Genomic DNA, 14,178 nt, shown 5'->3' on the forward strand with positions numbered 1-14,178 from the left:
CTTGACCTCGCGGCCGAAGCCGGCGGCGCGGGTGTTCTCGTACATCCCGGCGATGTCCTTGCCGGGCACGCGCAGGCCGTAGCGGACGCCGTCGTAGCGGGCGAGGTTCGAGGACGCCTCGGCCGGGGCGACGATGTAGTAGGCCGGCAGCGCCGAGGAGGTGTGCGGCAGCGAGATTTCCTTGATCGTCGCGCCGGCATCCTTCAGCCAGGCCGCGCCGTCATCCCAGAGCTTCTGGATCTCGGCCGGCATGCCGTCGACCCGGTACTCCTTCGGGATGCCGATGGTCAGGCCCTTCACGCCGCGGCTAACCGCGGCCTCGAAATCCGGCACCGGGAGGTCGACGCAGGTCGTGTCACGGGCATCCGGGCCGGCCATCGAGCCGAGCAGGATCGCGCAATCGCGCACCGTGCGGGCGATCGGACCGGCCTGATCGAGGGAGGAGGCGAAGGCCACCGTGCCCCAGCGCGAGCACCGGCCGTAAGTCGGCTTGATCCCGACCGTGCCGGTGAAGGCGGCCGGCTGGCGGATCGAGCCGCCGGTATCGGTGGCGGTGGCGCCCAGGCACAGCCGCGCCGCGACTGCCGCGGCCGAGCCGCCGGAGGATCCGCCCGGCACCAGCGGCGCATCGGAGCCCTTCCGACGCCAGGGCGAGACCACGTTGCCGTAGGCGCTGGTCTCGTTGGACGAGCCCATGGCGAACTCGTCGAGGTTCAGCTTGCCCAGCATCACCGCGCCGTCCCGCCACAGGTTGGCCGAGACGGCGGATTCGTAATGCGGCACGAAGGTTTCGAGGATCTTGGAGCCGGCGGTGGTGGTGACGCCCTCGGTGCAGAACAGGTCCTTGATCCCAAGCGGGATGCCCTCCAGCGGACGCGCCGCGCCGGCGGCGATCTTCTGGTCCGCTTCGTCCGCCATCTTGAGGGCGTGGTCGGGCGTCTCGCGGATGAAGGCGTTCAGCACGCGGGCCTTGGCCATCGCGTCGAGATGCGCCTGGGTCAGCTCGCGGGCCGAGATCCGCTTCGCCTTGAGGGCGTCGCGCGCCTCGGCCAGGGTGAGTTCGTTCGGATCCACGCTGTTCACGTCCTCGCGCGCGCCGCCGCGCGCATGCCCGCCAGAATTGGTGCTTCGTCGAAGGCCGGAAGCAGCCTACTCGACGACCTTCGGAACCAGGAAGTAATTGTCTTCGGTCTCGGGGGCGTTGGCGACCACCTCGGCGGCGCGGCCGCCCTCGGTGACCACGTCCTCGCGCTTCTTCATCGCCATCGGGGTGACCGAGGTCATCGGCTCGACGCCGGACACGTCCACCGCGCCGAGCTGCTCGACGAAGGCCAGGATGGCGTTCAGCTCACCCTGCAGCGGACCGACCTCGTCGTCGGTGACCGCGATCCGCGCCAGATGCGCGATGCGCCGAACCGTCTTCTCGTCGACCGACATGCCGTCCCGTTCGTCCCTGCCCGGGAGGCATCCCCGGCGCCGCGCCGGGCTATAGCACTGCGCTTCGACGCGCCGCAACGCGGGCGGTGGTTCGTTTGGGCGCGCTGTGGGAAGAGTTCCAGTCAGATCAGGCGGGATCAGGTCACCACGTGGTTCGGCGTGACCGACATCTCGATGGTGATCCCGGCCTGACGAACGGGCCTGAAGACCGATTGCGAAACGCCGAAGACCAGGACCTCGAAGGCCAGAAGCAGCATCCAGCACTGCTTGCGGCTCATGGTCTGCTTGCGGCGAGGCGGAGTCGGAGCGCTGGGCTGGCCGATCGTCGACATGGCGATACCCGAACAGTGGATTAACGAAGCCTTAACCTCCCTATTCGCGAACGGCTGCGCGCGCATCCGTGTCGATCTGCGGATAGGGTTAAGGCTGTGGACGGTGGAGTGGGTTCGATGTGGGAGCAGGTGTTCACGAGCCTGTCGGCGGGTTTTTTGGCGCAACCGGCGGATCTCGACCGCGCCGCCGCGGAGCTGGGCTTCCCCCTGCCCGCCTCCTACCGCAGCTTCTGCGAGGCCTGCGGCATCGGCTTGGCGGCCGAGCAGTTCCGGATCGCCGTGCCGGCGCCGTTCGAGGCCAGCGATCTGGCCACGCAAGCCGGGGTGATCGCCATCAGCGTCGGCAACGCCGTGGCGATGCTGGAGGATGGCGGCGAGCCACACCGCTTCGATGTCGAGGATGGCGATCCGGCGGTGATCGAGCGCGCCTGCTTCTTCGGCGCCGGCGAGGACGGCAGCTTCCTGTTCTGGGATGTCGCCGGGACAGGGGAGGAATACGATATCTGGCTGCTCGCCCCCGACCTGGAGACCGTGCGCTTCGGCGGCGAGAACCTCACCGACTTCTTCACCCGGGTGACGGGACCCTCCGCCGCCCTGGTCCTGGGACCCGGCGCGACGCCCCTCCCCGCGCGGTTCGAGGGGATCTCGGAAGCCACCCTGGCGCGGGGCGCCGGGCTGGCGTAGGGCCAAACCATGAATTTCGACGAGATCCGCACCTTCGCGGCCGCATCGCGCGGTGGCGCGCGCCTGATCGGGGTCGATCTCGGCACCAAGACGATCGGGCTCGCCCTGTCGGATCTCGGCCGCCAGATCGCGTCGCCGCTCGAGACGATCCGGCGGGTGAAGTTCACCCCGGATGCGCAGCGCCTCGCCGCGCTCTGCCGGCAGCACGCGGTCGGCGGGCTGGTGATCGGCCTGCCGCTGAACATGGATGGCAGCGAGGGGCCTCGGGTTCAGTCGACCCGCGCCTTCGTGCGCAACCTCAAGCCGATCATCGACATCCCGCACGTGTTCTTCGACGAGCGCCTGTCCACCGCCGTGGTGACCCGGGCGCTGATCGAGGCGGATGCCTCGCGGGCAAGGCGGGGCCAGCTCGTGGACAAGCTCGCCGCCGCCTACATCCTGCAGGGCTGCCTCGACGTGATGCGCAACCTCGCCGATACCGACGCCGACCCGGTCAGCGACTGACCATCGAGACCGCCCCGCTGCCGTGCCGTTCGATCCGGCCGTCGAGCTCGAGCTCCAGCAGCACGGTCTGCACCACCCGGGCGCCGACCCCGGCGCTGCGCGCGAGTTCGTCGGTGCCGACCGGGCTCGGCCCGAGCAGCGCGATGATCCTCTCGCGCTCGTCGGTCGGTTCGCTTGGTTCAGAGGCTGGCGAATCGGCATGGAGATCCGGGCCGGTCGAGCCATCGGGCAGGATCGCGCGCCCTTCCAGGTCGATCTCGTCCCAGAAATCCGCCTGCTCGGCGAGGTCCGGCCTTTGCCGGGCGGGGGCGGCGTCAGGATCGGGACCGCGCTCGATGATCGGGCCGATCACGTCGAGGACGTGGTGCACCTCGGCGACCAGCGTGGCCCCCTGGCGGATCAGGTCGTTGGTTCCCTCCGCCCGCGGATCCAGGGGTGAGCCCGGGACAGCGAAGACCTCGCGGTTCTGCTCGAGGGCGTAGCGCGCCGTGATCAACGAACCGGAGCGGCGCGCCGCCTCGACGACGATCGTGCCGTAGGCCAAGCCGGAGATGATCCGGTTGCGCCGGGGGAAGTCGCGGCCCCGCGCCTCCCAGCCCATGGGCATCTCGGCCAGCACCGCCCCGCCCTCCCCCAGGATCGCGTCGACCAGGGCAGCGTGGGCGGCCGGATAGATCCGGTCCTGGCCCCCGGCCATCACCGCCACGGTGCCGGTGTGGAGGCTGGCCTTGTGGGCCCGCGCGTCGATCCCCCGGGCAAGGCCCGAGACCACGACGAGCCCGGCCTCGCCGAGGCCGCGGGCCAGCCGCTCGGTGAAGGCGAGGCCCGCGGTCGAGGCGTTGCGCGACCCGACCAGGGCGACCGCCGGGCGGTTCAGGATTCTTGGATCGCCCCGCAGCGCGATGAGCGGCGGAGCCGCGTCGGCGCGCTGGAGCAGGTGCGGGTAATCCGCCTCGCCGGTGGCGAGCAGGCGTCCCCCGAGGCGCGCCAGGGCGGCGACCTCATCCTCGGCCTGAGCCCGGCTCGGCGGCTCGATGCGCCGGCCCTGGCGCTTGGTCAGGTCCGGCAGGGCGTCGAGGGCGGCAGCCGCGCCGCCGAAGCGGTTGATCAGGGTCCGAAAGCTGCGCGGGCCGATCCCTTCGGTGCGGATCAACCGCAGCCAGTCGAGGCGCTGGGCATCGGTGAGCTGCATGACGCCCCCCAGCGTCGCGCCATCGGGCGCGCTACTAGCCCTTCTGGCCGATACGCCCTTCGGTGCCGGCCGCGAGTCGCCGGATGTTGGGAGCGTGCTTCCACCATAGCAGCAGGCCGAGCAGCAGGAACAGCACAGCTTGTGCCGGCGCGCCGAGCGCCCACAGCACCAGCGGCGTCGCTGCCGAGGCCGCCAGGGCGGCGAGCGAGGAATATTTCAGCGCGAAGGCGAGGCCGAGCCAGATCGCCGCGAAGGCGGCCAGAGCCGGCGGGCTGAAGGCGAGCAGCACGCCGATGAAGGTCGCCACCCCCTTGCCGCCCTTGAAGCCGAGCCAGACCGGGAAGAGGTGGCCGAGGAAGGCGCCGAACCCGGCGGCCAGGGCCGGGCCCTCGCCGAGGAACTGCCGGGCGATCAGCACGGCCGCCGTCCCCTTCAGGGCGTCGCCGAGCAGGGTCGCGGCGGCGAGGCCCTTCCGGCCGGTGCGCAGCACGTTGGTCGCGCCGATATTGCCCGAGCCGATCGCCCGCACGTCACCGAGTCCGGCAAATCGCGTGAGGATCAACCCGAACGGGATCGAGCCGAGGGCGTAGCCGAGGGCGAGGCCGCCGAGGGCGGCCGGCGTCGCGAGATCCTGGAGCATCAGGCCGCCGCCGCGAGATCGTCGATGGCGTGGACGATCCGGCCGTCGACCAGCGTCAGCACTGCGGCGCCCTGGAGACGCGCCTCGTCGAAGGGCGAGTTCTTGGAGCGGGATTTCAGCTGGCGCTTGTCGAGCACGTAGGGCAGGTCTGGATCGATCAGCACGAGGTCGGCCGGTGCGCCGACCGCCAACCGGCCGGCCTCGCGCCCGAGGATCCGGGCCGGGTTCACGGTCAGCGCCGCGATCAGCCTGTTCAGCGCGAGGTCGCCGGTATGGACCAGGCGCAGGGACGCGCCGAGCAGGGTCTCGATTCCGAGCGCCCCGTCCGCGGCTTCCGCGAAGGGCAGGCGCTTGGTCTCGACATCCTGCGGATTGTGGTCGGAGACGACCACGTCGATCACGCCCTCGTTGAGAGCCTGCACCACCGCGTGCCGGTCGGCCTCGTCGCGGAGCGGCGGCGAGAGCCGGCAGAAGGTGCGGTAATGGCCGATGTCGTTCTCGTTCAGCACGAGGTTGTTCACCGAGACGCCGCAGGTTACCGGCAACCCATCCTGCTTGGCCCGGCGCACGATCTCCACCGAATCGGCGCAGGAGATCATCGCGGCGTGATAACGGGCGCCGGTCAGCCGCACGAGGCGGATGTCGCGCTCCAGCATCACGGTTTCGGCCTCGCGGGGGATGCCCATCAGCCCGAGGCGCGAGGCAAGCTCGCCCTCGTTCATCACGCCCTCGGCGACGAGGTCGGCATCCTCGACATGCTGCATCAGCAGGGCGTCGAAATCCCGCGCGTAGGTCAGGGCGCGGCGCATCACCTGGGCGTTGCCCACCGCGTGCAGCCCGTCGGTGAACGCCACCGCGCCGGCTTCCTTGAGCAGCCCGAACTCGGTCATCTCCTTGCCGGCCAGACCCTTGGTGATCGCGGCGGCGGGCAGGACATGGACGCTCGCGGTGTCCCGGGCGCGGCGGAGCACGAAGTCGACGATCGCCGGTCCGTCGATCACGGGGTTGGTGTCGGGCATGCAGACCAGCGTGGTGACGCCGCCCGCCGCCGCTGCGGCGCTGGCCGAGGCCAGGGTCTCGCGATGCTCGGCGCCGGGCTCGCCCACGAAGGCGCGCATGTCGATCAGCCCCGGGGTCAGGACCCGGCCGCGGCAATCAATCCGCGCCGCCTCGGCTGGGGCGCCGGGCGGGGCACCCTCGGCGATGTCGGCGATGCGGCCGTCTCGCACCAGCACGGCGCCGCGCGTCTCGCGGCCCGTCGCCGGGTCGAGGAGGGTCGCATTGGTCAGAAGGGTGCTGCTCACAGGGGCGTCCTCGCGGATGAGGCCGGGCCGTCGAGGCGCATGGCCAGGCCGGCGGCTGCCATATGGGCCTTGGCCTCAGCGATGGTCGCCTGCCCGAAATGGAAGATCGAAGCGGCCAGAACCGCGCTGGCGCCGCCTTCGGCCACGCCGGCCACGAGGTCGTCGAGACCGCCGACCCCGCCCGAGGCGATCACCGGCACGGTCACGGCGTCGCTGATCGCCCGCGTCAGCGCCAGGTCGTAGCCGGAGCGGGTGCCGTCCTTGTCCATGGAGGTCACCAGCAACTCGCCCGCACCCTTTTCGGCGACCAGCCGGGCGAAGGCGACCGCATCGATCCCGGTCGGCTCGCGGCCGCCATGGGTGAAGATTTCCCAGCGGGCCGGCTCACCGGCGCCGGAAACCCGCTTGGCGTCGATCGCCACCACGATGCACTGCGCGCCGAACTTTTCCGCCGCCCTTGCGACGAGGTCCGGGTCCTTCACGGCGGCGGTGTTGATCGCGACCTTGTCGGCGCCGGCCAGCAGGAGGGCGCGGACATCCTCGACGGTGCGCACGCCGCCGCCGACGGTCAGCGGCATGAAGCAGGCCTCGGCGGTGCGGCTGACGATGTCGAGCAGGGTGCCCCGGGCTTCGCGGCTCGCGGTGATGTCGAGGAAGCACAGCTCGTCGGCCCCGGCCGCATCGTAGACCTTCGCCGCCTCGACCGGATCACCCGCATCGCGCAGCCCCTCGAAGCGGACGCCCTTCACGACGCGGCCGTCTTTCACATCGAGGCAGGGGATGATGCGGGTTTTGAGCACGAGCCCTCGGCGGTCCGATCAGGATTCGGGATCGATCGCGAACGGCCGATCCATGATGTCCTGATACGTGTAGGGGCAGGTCTCTGGGAAGCGTTTCAGCGGCAGACCGGTCTCTTTTGCAGCCTCGAGCCGAGCGCGGCGGTAGGCTTTCTCGATGGCTTCGCTCAAGCGAACCTTCAGTCCTGGGCTTTCGTCCAACTCATCGACCGCATGGACGCGATGGGACGCGATCGAGATCGCCCAGCTGCGGGTGCGTTTCGCGGGCTGGTGGTCGATCTTGAGCATGTGCAGCAGCACCACGCGCAGAGCGCTTACCAGGCTCGCGAACTGGCTCTTGCCCAAGCTCTCGATCTCCTCGGCAAGATTCTCGCGGTCGAGGCCGGAAAGGTCGCCAGCGCGCAAACGAGCGCCCTGCTCTTGCGTCCAGGTGTAAAAATCGTCCTCGTAGGCCGTGCCGGCTGGGGCGAGCCCAGTCTTCAACGTCGTCATCGAAGCCTCCCGAGGCGACCTACACCGACGGGGCAAGCCTATCACGCCGCCGGGCCGCGCGCCTGCGCGATCGCGGCGAGCGCCGCCTGCGGGTCGATGCGTCCGTCGTAGAGCGCCCGCCCGGTGATGGCGCCGGCGATGAGGGCGCAATCGGGCTGGAGCAGGCGGTGCACGTCGTCGATCGAGGCGAGGCCGCCCGAGGCGATCACCGGGATCCGCACGGCCTGGGCCAGCGCCAGCGTCATCTCGACGTTGAGACCCTTCAGGATCCCGTCGCGGGCGATGTCGGTGTAGATGATCGCCGCGACGCCCGCGTCCTCGAACCGGCGGCCGAGCTCTTCCGCGGTCATGCTGGAGGTCTGCGCCCAGCCCTCGACGGCGACGCGGCCGTCCTTGGCGTCGATGCCCACCGCGATCTTGCCGGGATGCAGGCGCGCCGCCTCCCGGACGAATTCGGGATCGCGCACGGCGGCGGTGCCGATGATCACCCGGGCGACGCCCTTGGCGAGCCAGCCTTCCAGCGTCTTCATCTCGCGGATGCCGCCGCCGAGCTGCACCGGGATCTTCACGCGGGCCAGGATCGCGTCCACCGCGGCGGCGTTGCGCGGCGCGCCCGCGAAGGCGCCGTCGAGATCGACCACGTGGAGCCACGGAAAACCCTGATCCTCGAAGGTCGCGGCCTGGGCGGCCGGATCGTCGCCGAAGATCTTGGCCTGGGCCATGTCCCCCTGGATGAGGCGGACGCAGCGTCCCTCCTTCAGGTCGATCGCCGGGTATAGGATCACGGGTGCTGTCTTCCTTCTCGTCGAAGCCGAACCGCGCTCAAGGGCGCCAGTTCAAAAAGTTCGCGATGAGCGCCAGGCCGAGGCGCTGGCTCTTTTCCGGGTGGAACTGCGTGCCGGCGATGTTGCCGCGGGCGACCATCGCGGTGACCGAACCACCGTACTCGGCCTGCGCCACCACGTCCTCCGGGCGCTCCGCGGCGAGCGCGAAGCTGTGCACGAAATAGGCGTGCAGGCCGTCCGCGCCGGTGGGAATGCCGGCGAGCAGCGCGTGGTCGCGGGCCAGCCGCAGGGTGTTCCAACCCATATGGGGGATCTTGAGGGCCGGATCGGAGGGGCGGATCGGCGCGACATCGCCCGGGATCCAGCCGAGACCCGGCGTCGTCTCGTATTCCAGCCCGCGGCTCGCGAGCAGCTGCATGCCGACGCAGATGCCGAGGAACGGCCGGCCGGCGACCTGCGCGACCTGGATCATCGCCTCGACCATGCCGGGGACGGCATCGAGCCCGCGCCGGCAATCCGCGTAGGCGCCGACCCCCGGAAGCACGACACGGTCGGCGGCGGCTACCACCTCTGGGTCGGAGGTCAGGCAGATGCGTGTGTCGCGTCCGCTCTCCCGGGCGGCGCGCTCGAACGCCTTGGCGGCGGAATGGAGGTTGCCCGATCCGTAATCGATGATCGCGACCGTCTCGGTGCTCATGCGCGTCTCGATGGGAAAAGCGTCACCGGGCGACTTCCTGGGCTGGGAACAGGCCGATCACCGGTTCGGTGCGCCGGGCCGGGCCGGCCGGGAACGGCGCGCGCGGCGCCGTCGCGGTGGCGTCGAGCCATCGACCGAGGGCGCGGGCCTCGGCTTCCTCGGGTGTGGCGGCGATCACCGCATCCCGGGTCGGCCAGCCCCGGCGGGCGAGCGTCCAGCGGCGCAGGCTCGACGCTTCGAGGCCGATCAGCCAGGAGGCCAGCAGGGTGACGATCGTGGCGATCCCGGGCGGCAGCCCGAGCAGATGGCCGACGCCTGCCAGCGCCAGGAGACCCGCGAACACGATCAGCGCTGCGATCCAGAGGCGATGGAACAGGAACCACAGAACGCTGAACGCGAAGGCCGACCACGCGAAGCCGTCCCGCACGAGCACGGCCCGGTCCAGGCCGATGGACTCGCCCGGCCGCGCATCGGCCGGCAAGTGGAGCGTGTAGCTGCGCATCCGCATCGCGGGACTCCCGGTGAGAGCGCTCGGCGACGGCGGGACCGGCCGTCTTAAAGAGCGCGACGAAACGATGGTCTTACAGGGAGCCCTTCGTGGAGGGAACGCGGCCCTCCTCGCGCGGGTCGATCGCCACCGCCTTCCGCAAGGCGCGGGCCAGCCCCTTGAAGCAGCTCTCGGCGATGTGGTGGGCGTTGTCGCCGTACAGGGTCTCGACGTGCAGCGTCAGCCCGGCATTCATCGCGAAGGCCTGGAACCACTCGCGCACCAGCTCGGTGTCGAACTGCCCGATCTTCTCCACCCGGAAGGTGGTGCGGAACACCAGGAACGGCCGGCCCGAGATGTCGACGCAGACCCGGGTCAGCGCCTCGTCCATCGGCAGGTGGATATCGGCGTAGCGCGTCACCCCGCGCTTGTCGCCGAGGGCCTTGGCGAAGGCCTGGCCCAGCGCGATGCCGCAATCCTCGGCGGAATGGTGTTGATCGATATGCAGGTCGCCGTCGACCTTAACGTCCAGGTCGAACAGGCCGTGCCGGGCGAACAGGTCCAGCATGTGGTCGAGGAAGCCGATCCCGGTGGCGATCTTCGACTGGCCGGTCCCGTCAAGGCCGACGCTGACCGCGATATCGGTCTCGGCGGTCTTCCGGCTGATGGAGGCGCTGCGCATGTATTTCGGACTTTGTGGCGGGGCGGCTGGAGCCCCGAAGGCCTTCTAGAGCCTGTTCTTCGGCGATCGCAAGGATCGTCGTTGGGACGGGCGCAAAACATGGGTTTCCGAAGGGCTGTCGCCCTTTGGCGGGGTGCAGGGCGGTACCCCGCGCTGCGCAGGGCGGCGCTTTACGGGCGCAGCACCCGCCCGGCCACCGCGTCGAGCTTGGCGAGCAGCGCCGGATCGCGGGCGGTTGGCGCGGTCATGATCGCGCCGTCGAGCGCCCGGTGCGAGCCCGCTGGGCAGGGCTCGCGCTCGGCCGGGAAGTCGCGGGCGAGCCGCGCCACCAGCCGGGCGGCCGTGTCGGCATTGGTTCGGGCGACCGCAATCACCGCGGCGACGTCCACGGCGTCGTGGCCGGGGTGCCAGCAATCGTAGTCGGTGACCATGGCGATGGTCGCGTAGGTGATCTCGGCCTCGCGGGCGAGCTTGGCCTCGGGCATGTTGGTCATGCCGATCACGTCGAACCCTTGCGCCTTGTAGGCTCGGGATTCGGCGAGTGAGGAGAATTGCGGCCCGTCCATGCAGACATAGGTGCCGCCGCGATGGACCGCGACGCCCTCCGCCTGGGCGGCGTTGGCGATCCGCGCCTGCAGCCCCGGGCCGACCGGGTGGGCGAGCGAGACGTGGGCGACGCAGCCATCGCCGAAGAATGACGAGGCGCGGCCGTGGGTGCGGTCGACGAACTGGTCGACCAGCACGAACAGGCCCGGGGGCAACTCCTCGCGGAACGACCCGCAGGCGGATAGGGCGACGAGGTCGGTGACGCCGGCCCGCTTCAGCGCGTCGACATTGGCGCGGTAGTTGATGCCCGACGGCGACAGGCGATGGCCGCGTCCGTGGCGAGCCAGGAACACGACCTTGGTGTCGCCGATCCGCCCGATGCGCAGGGCATCCGAGGGGTCCCCCCAGGGCGAGGCGACGCGTTCCTCGCGCACGTCCTCGAGCCCCGGCAGATCGTAGACGCCGGACCCGCCCATCACCCCGAGCACCGCTGCCGTCATTCTGCTGTCCCATTGTCTCCGCGACGCTGTCGGAGTGCCGCATATCCCATCCAAGCACCTCATCCTGAGGTGCCGGAGCGAAGCGGAGGCCTCGAAGGAGCCTCCAGAACCCATGACGATCCCTGGAGCCCTCCTTCGAGGCCCGCATGCGCGGGCACCTCAGGATGAGGTGGTCGGGTAAGATCGGTGTCGCCGAGAGGTCGCCGTTTGCGTTCGCCGAGCGGTAGCACGCGGCCACAGCACAAAAAAGATGGGCCTCCCGCAGGAGGCCCATCTGGCAAAGTCGGTGCTGGATCGGCTTAGAACGTCTTGTGCAGCTCCGGCTGGAGGCCGTGGACCTCGCCGCCGACATCCGCCCAGACCTTCTTCTTCACGTAGTAGAGCAGCCCCGACAGGATGATCAGGAACAGGATCACCCGGAAGCCCAGAGCCTTGCGGTCCATCATGTGCGGCTCGGCCGCCCACATCAGGAAGGCCGCGACGTCCTTGCCGTACTGGTCCACCGTCTCGGGGACCACGGGCTGGCCGGCGTCAGTCTTGGCGTAGGTGACCTGCCCATCGGTGATCGGCGGCGGCATCGCGATGATGTGGCCGGGATAATACTTGTTGTAGTGGCCGCCATCGGGCACCGAAAAGTCCTTCGGGGCCTCCTCGTAGCCGTTGAGCAGCGCGTGGATGTAGTCGGGCCCCTGCTCCGAATACCCGATGAGCGGCAGCCAGTCGGTCAGGAAGTACAGCGAGCCGCGGGAGAAGGTCCGCGCCTTGGCGATCACCGAGAAGTCCGGCGGGGCCTTGCCGCCATTGGCGGCCGCCGCGGCCTGGTCGTTCGGGAAGGGCGGCGGGAACGTGTCGGCCGGGCGGCCGGGCCGGTCGAACATCTCGCCGGAATCGTTCGGGCCGTCCTTCACCTGGTAGGTCGCGGCCAGGGCCTTGACCTGCGCGGCCGAGAAATCCGGGCCGCCGTCCTGGGCGAGGTTGCGGAAGGCGACCAGCTTCATCGAGTGGCAGGCCGAGCAGACTTCCTTGTAGACTTGGAAGCCGCGTTGCAGCTGCGCGGTGTCGAACCGGCCGAACGTGCCGGCAAAGCTCCAGTTGACCCGGCCCGGGATCGGCCCGCCATGCCCTTCCTGGGCGGAGGCCGGTGCAGCCCCGGTGAGCAGGGCCGCGACCGCGAAGGCGGCGGTGGTCGAGAGGACGCGACGCATCATCATGGTCCTGCCGTCAGCCCTTCGTCGTCGGAGCGGCGGCGGCGCCCGCCGGCATGCCGGAGCCGCTCACCTGCTTGCCCGGCCCGGTCACGCTTTCCAGGATCGAGGCCGGAAGCGCCTTCGGCGTCTCGAACAGGCCACAGAGCGGCATGACGAGCAGGAAGTGGGCGAAGTAATAGGCGGTGCAGATCTGCGACGCGAGAACGTAGCCCCCCTCCGGCGGCTGGGATCCGAGCCAGCCCAGGAGGAAGGTCGCGCCGATGAACACCCAGAAGAACTGGCGGTAGATCGGCCGGTAGTTGCACGAGCGCACCCGCGACCAATCCAGCCACGGCGCGAAGGCCAGGATGATCACCGCCGAGAACATCAGGATCACGCCGCCGAGTTTGCTCGGGACCGCGCGCAGGATCGCGTAGAACGGCAGGAAGTACCATTCCGGCACGATATGCGCCGGTGTCACCGCGGGATTGGCGGCGATGTAGTTGTCGGCGTGGCCGAGATAGTTCGGCTGGTAGAACAGGAACCACGAGAACAGGATCATGAACACGCAGGTGGCGAACACGTCCTTCACGGTGGCGTAGGGGGTGAACGGGACCGCGTCCTTGCCCGACTTGATCGGGATGCCGGCCGGGTTGTTCTGGCCGGTGACGTGCAGCGCCCAGACGTGGAGCACGACGACGCCGGCGATCATCCAGGGCAGCAGGTAGTGCAGCGAGAAGAACCGGTTCACGGTCGGGTTGCCGACCGAGTAGCCGCCCCAGAGCAGGGTCTGGATGGTGTCGCCCACCACCGGGATCGCCGCCAGGATGTTGGTGATGACGGTGGCGCCCCAGAAGCTCATCTGGCCCCAGGGCAGCGTGTAGCCCAGGAAGGCGGTCGCCATCATCAGCAGGTAGATGATGACGCCGAGGATGTAGAGCACTTCGCGCGGGGCCTTGTAGGACCCGTAATACAGCGCCCGGAACATGTGGACGTAGACGGCCACGAAGAACATCGACGCGCCGTTGGCGTGCGCGTAGCGCAGCAGCCAACCGTAATTCACGTCGCGCATGATCTTTTCAACGGAGTTGAACGCGCCGGTCGCCGACGGCTCGTAATGCATCGCCAGCCAGACGCCGGTGATGATCTGGATCCCCAGGAAGGCCGCCAGGATCGCCCCGAAGGTCCAGAAATAGTTGAGGTTCCGGGGGACAGGGTAGGCGATGAAGGACGAGTGCACGAGGCCGGCGATCGGCAGCCGGGCCTCGAACCACTTGGCGACGCGGCTCTTCGGGACGTAGGTGCTGGCAGTTCCGCTCATGTCCGCGTCCCTCTCACGCCGCTTCCTTGCCGCCCTCGCCGATCCGGATCTTGGTGTCCGTCTCGAAGGCGTAGGGCGGGATCGGCAGGTTGATCGGCGCAGGCCCGTGGCGGACGCGCCCGACCGCGTCGAACTGCGAGCCGTGGCAGGGGCAGGCCCAGCCCTCGAAGTTGCCCTGGTGGCCGATCGGCACGCAGCCGAGATGCGTACAGTTGCCGTACACGATCAGCCACTGATCGTGGCCGTTCTTGACCCGGGTCGGGAACGCTGCCGGATCGATCATCGCCGAGAGCGGGACCGCCTGCATGTCGGTCACCTCCTTGGCCGTCAGCTTGCGCACGAAGATCAGCTTGCCGCGCCAGAACACGTTGACGATCTGGCCGTCCTGGATCGGCGTCAGGTCGACGTCGATCGGCGCGCCGGCCGCGATCGTCTCGGCGTCGGGCGCCATGGACGAGATCAGCGGCCAAACCACGGAGGCCGCGCCGACCGCGAGGCCGGCGCCCGTGGCGAGGAACAGGAAGTCGCGACGGCTGCCCTCGTGAGAGCTGCTATCCCGGCTGGCGGGAGCGGTGGTGGTCGCCAAGATTC

At 69.7% G+C, this 14,178-nt stretch carries 18 protein-coding genes; 2 read left to right on the top strand and 16 right to left on the bottom strand.

Annotated features, from left to right (window positions below):
• From MKK67_RS10435 to MKK67_RS10445, 3 genes are all read right to left on the bottom strand, one after another.
• A partial coding sequence (locus MKK67_RS10435; RefSeq protein WP_243963897.1) for an amidase occupies nucleotides 1-1,074 on the bottom strand: 1,074 nt, incomplete at its 3' end.
• 75 nt (nucleotides 1,075-1,149) lie between these two features.
• Entirely contained in the window at nucleotides 1,150-1,437 is a 288-nt protein-coding gene (gene gatC / locus MKK67_RS10440; RefSeq protein ID WP_243963899.1) for an Asp-tRNA(Asn)/Glu-tRNA(Gln) amidotransferase subunit GatC, read from the bottom strand.
• Between the two features lie 137 nt (nucleotides 1,438-1,574).
• The gene (locus tag MKK67_RS10445) at nucleotides 1,575-1,769 is read right to left on the bottom strand and encodes a hypothetical protein (RefSeq protein ID WP_243963901.1); all 195 of its coding nucleotides are present in this window, start codon (nucleotides 1,767-1,769) and stop codon (nucleotides 1,575-1,577) included.
• Between the two features lie 117 nt (nucleotides 1,770-1,886).
• Between MKK67_RS10445 and MKK67_RS10450 the strand changes: the two genes are divergently transcribed.
• Both MKK67_RS10450 and ruvX read left to right on the top strand, forming a co-directional pair.
• The gene (locus MKK67_RS10450; protein ID WP_243963903.1) at nucleotides 1,887-2,453 is read left to right on the top strand and encodes an SMI1/KNR4 family protein; all 567 of its coding nucleotides are present in this window, start codon (nucleotides 1,887-1,889) and stop codon (nucleotides 2,451-2,453) included.
• A gap of 9 nt (nucleotides 2,454-2,462) precedes the next feature.
• The gene (gene ruvX / locus MKK67_RS10455) at nucleotides 2,463-2,957 is read left to right on the top strand and encodes a Holliday junction resolvase RuvX (protein WP_243963905.1); all 495 of its coding nucleotides are present in this window, start codon (nucleotides 2,463-2,465) and stop codon (nucleotides 2,955-2,957) included.
• Here the strand turns inward: ruvX and dprA are convergent.
• The 13 genes from dprA to petA all read right to left on the bottom strand — a co-directional run bounded on the left by dprA (nucleotide 2,947) and on the right by petA (nucleotide 14,173).
• Entirely contained in the window at nucleotides 2,947-4,149 is a 1,203-nt protein-coding gene (gene dprA / locus MKK67_RS10460; protein ID WP_243963906.1) for a DNA-processing protein DprA, read from the bottom strand. The genes ruvX and dprA overlap by 11 nt on opposite strands.
• Nucleotides 4,150-4,183: 34 nt before the next feature.
• The gene (gene plsY, locus MKK67_RS10465; protein ID WP_243963907.1) at nucleotides 4,184-4,789 is read right to left on the bottom strand and encodes a glycerol-3-phosphate 1-O-acyltransferase PlsY; all 606 of its coding nucleotides are present in this window, start codon (nucleotides 4,787-4,789) and stop codon (nucleotides 4,184-4,186) included.
• Nucleotides 4,789-6,093: a dihydroorotase gene (locus tag MKK67_RS10470; RefSeq protein ID WP_243963908.1), complete on the bottom strand. Its 1,305-nt coding sequence runs from the start codon at nucleotides 6,091-6,093 to the stop codon at nucleotides 4,789-4,791. The genes plsY and MKK67_RS10470 overlap by 1 nt, the downstream gene beginning before the upstream one ends.
• A complete protein-coding gene (gene hisF, locus MKK67_RS10475; RefSeq protein ID WP_243963909.1) occupies nucleotides 6,090-6,893 on the bottom strand; it encodes an imidazole glycerol phosphate synthase subunit HisF in 804 nt (267 codons plus the stop codon). Before hisF ends, MKK67_RS10470 begins: the two co-directional genes overlap by 4 nt.
• An 18-nt stretch (nucleotides 6,894-6,911) precedes the next feature.
• The gene (locus tag MKK67_RS10480; protein WP_243963910.1) at nucleotides 6,912-7,382 is read right to left on the bottom strand and encodes a DUF29 domain-containing protein; all 471 of its coding nucleotides are present in this window, start codon (nucleotides 7,380-7,382) and stop codon (nucleotides 6,912-6,914) included.
• A 41-nt stretch (nucleotides 7,383-7,423) separates the two neighbouring features.
• Nucleotides 7,424-8,167 carry a 1-(5-phosphoribosyl)-5-[(5-phosphoribosylamino)methylideneamino]imidazole-4-carboxamide isomerase gene (hisA, locus tag MKK67_RS10485; RefSeq protein ID WP_243963911.1) on the bottom strand — a complete coding sequence of 248 codons (744 nt, stop codon included), beginning with the start codon at nucleotides 8,165-8,167 and terminating at the stop codon, nucleotides 7,424-7,426.
• A gap of 37 nt (nucleotides 8,168-8,204) precedes the next feature.
• The gene (gene hisH / locus MKK67_RS10490) at nucleotides 8,205-8,864 is read right to left on the bottom strand and encodes an imidazole glycerol phosphate synthase subunit HisH (RefSeq protein WP_243963913.1); all 660 of its coding nucleotides are present in this window, start codon (nucleotides 8,862-8,864) and stop codon (nucleotides 8,205-8,207) included.
• A gap of 22 nt (nucleotides 8,865-8,886) precedes the next feature.
• A complete protein-coding gene (locus tag MKK67_RS10495; protein ID WP_243963915.1) occupies nucleotides 8,887-9,372 on the bottom strand; it encodes a DUF2628 domain-containing protein in 486 nt (161 codons plus the stop codon).
• 73 nt (nucleotides 9,373-9,445) lie between these two features.
• Nucleotides 9,446-10,033, bottom strand: a complete 588-nt coding sequence (hisB, locus tag MKK67_RS10500; RefSeq protein ID WP_243963916.1) for an imidazoleglycerol-phosphate dehydratase HisB — start codon at nucleotides 10,031-10,033, stop codon at nucleotides 9,446-9,448.
• Between the two features lie 170 nt (nucleotides 10,034-10,203).
• The gene (locus MKK67_RS10505) at nucleotides 10,204-11,079 is read right to left on the bottom strand and encodes an S-methyl-5'-thioadenosine phosphorylase (protein ID WP_243963918.1); all 876 of its coding nucleotides are present in this window, start codon (nucleotides 11,077-11,079) and stop codon (nucleotides 10,204-10,206) included.
• Nucleotides 11,080-11,378: 299 nt separating this feature from the next.
• On the bottom strand, nucleotides 11,379-12,287 hold the full coding sequence (locus MKK67_RS10510) for a cytochrome c1 (protein WP_243964153.1): 909 nt from the start codon (nucleotides 12,285-12,287) through the stop codon (nucleotides 11,379-11,381).
• Nucleotides 12,288-12,300: 13 nt separating this feature from the next.
• Entirely contained in the window at nucleotides 12,301-13,587 is a 1,287-nt protein-coding gene (locus tag MKK67_RS10515) for a cytochrome b (protein WP_243963922.1), read from the bottom strand.
• A 13-nt stretch (nucleotides 13,588-13,600) separates the two neighbouring features.
• Nucleotides 13,601-14,173: a ubiquinol-cytochrome c reductase iron-sulfur subunit gene (gene petA, locus MKK67_RS10520; protein WP_243963932.1), complete on the bottom strand. Its 573-nt coding sequence runs from the start codon at nucleotides 14,171-14,173 to the stop codon at nucleotides 13,601-13,603.
• Nucleotides 14,174-14,178: the final 5 nt, after the last annotated feature.

This window comes from Methylobacterium sp. J-072 (assembly GCF_022829425.1).
Taxonomy (GTDB): Bacteria; Pseudomonadota; Alphaproteobacteria; order Rhizobiales; family Beijerinckiaceae; genus Methylobacterium.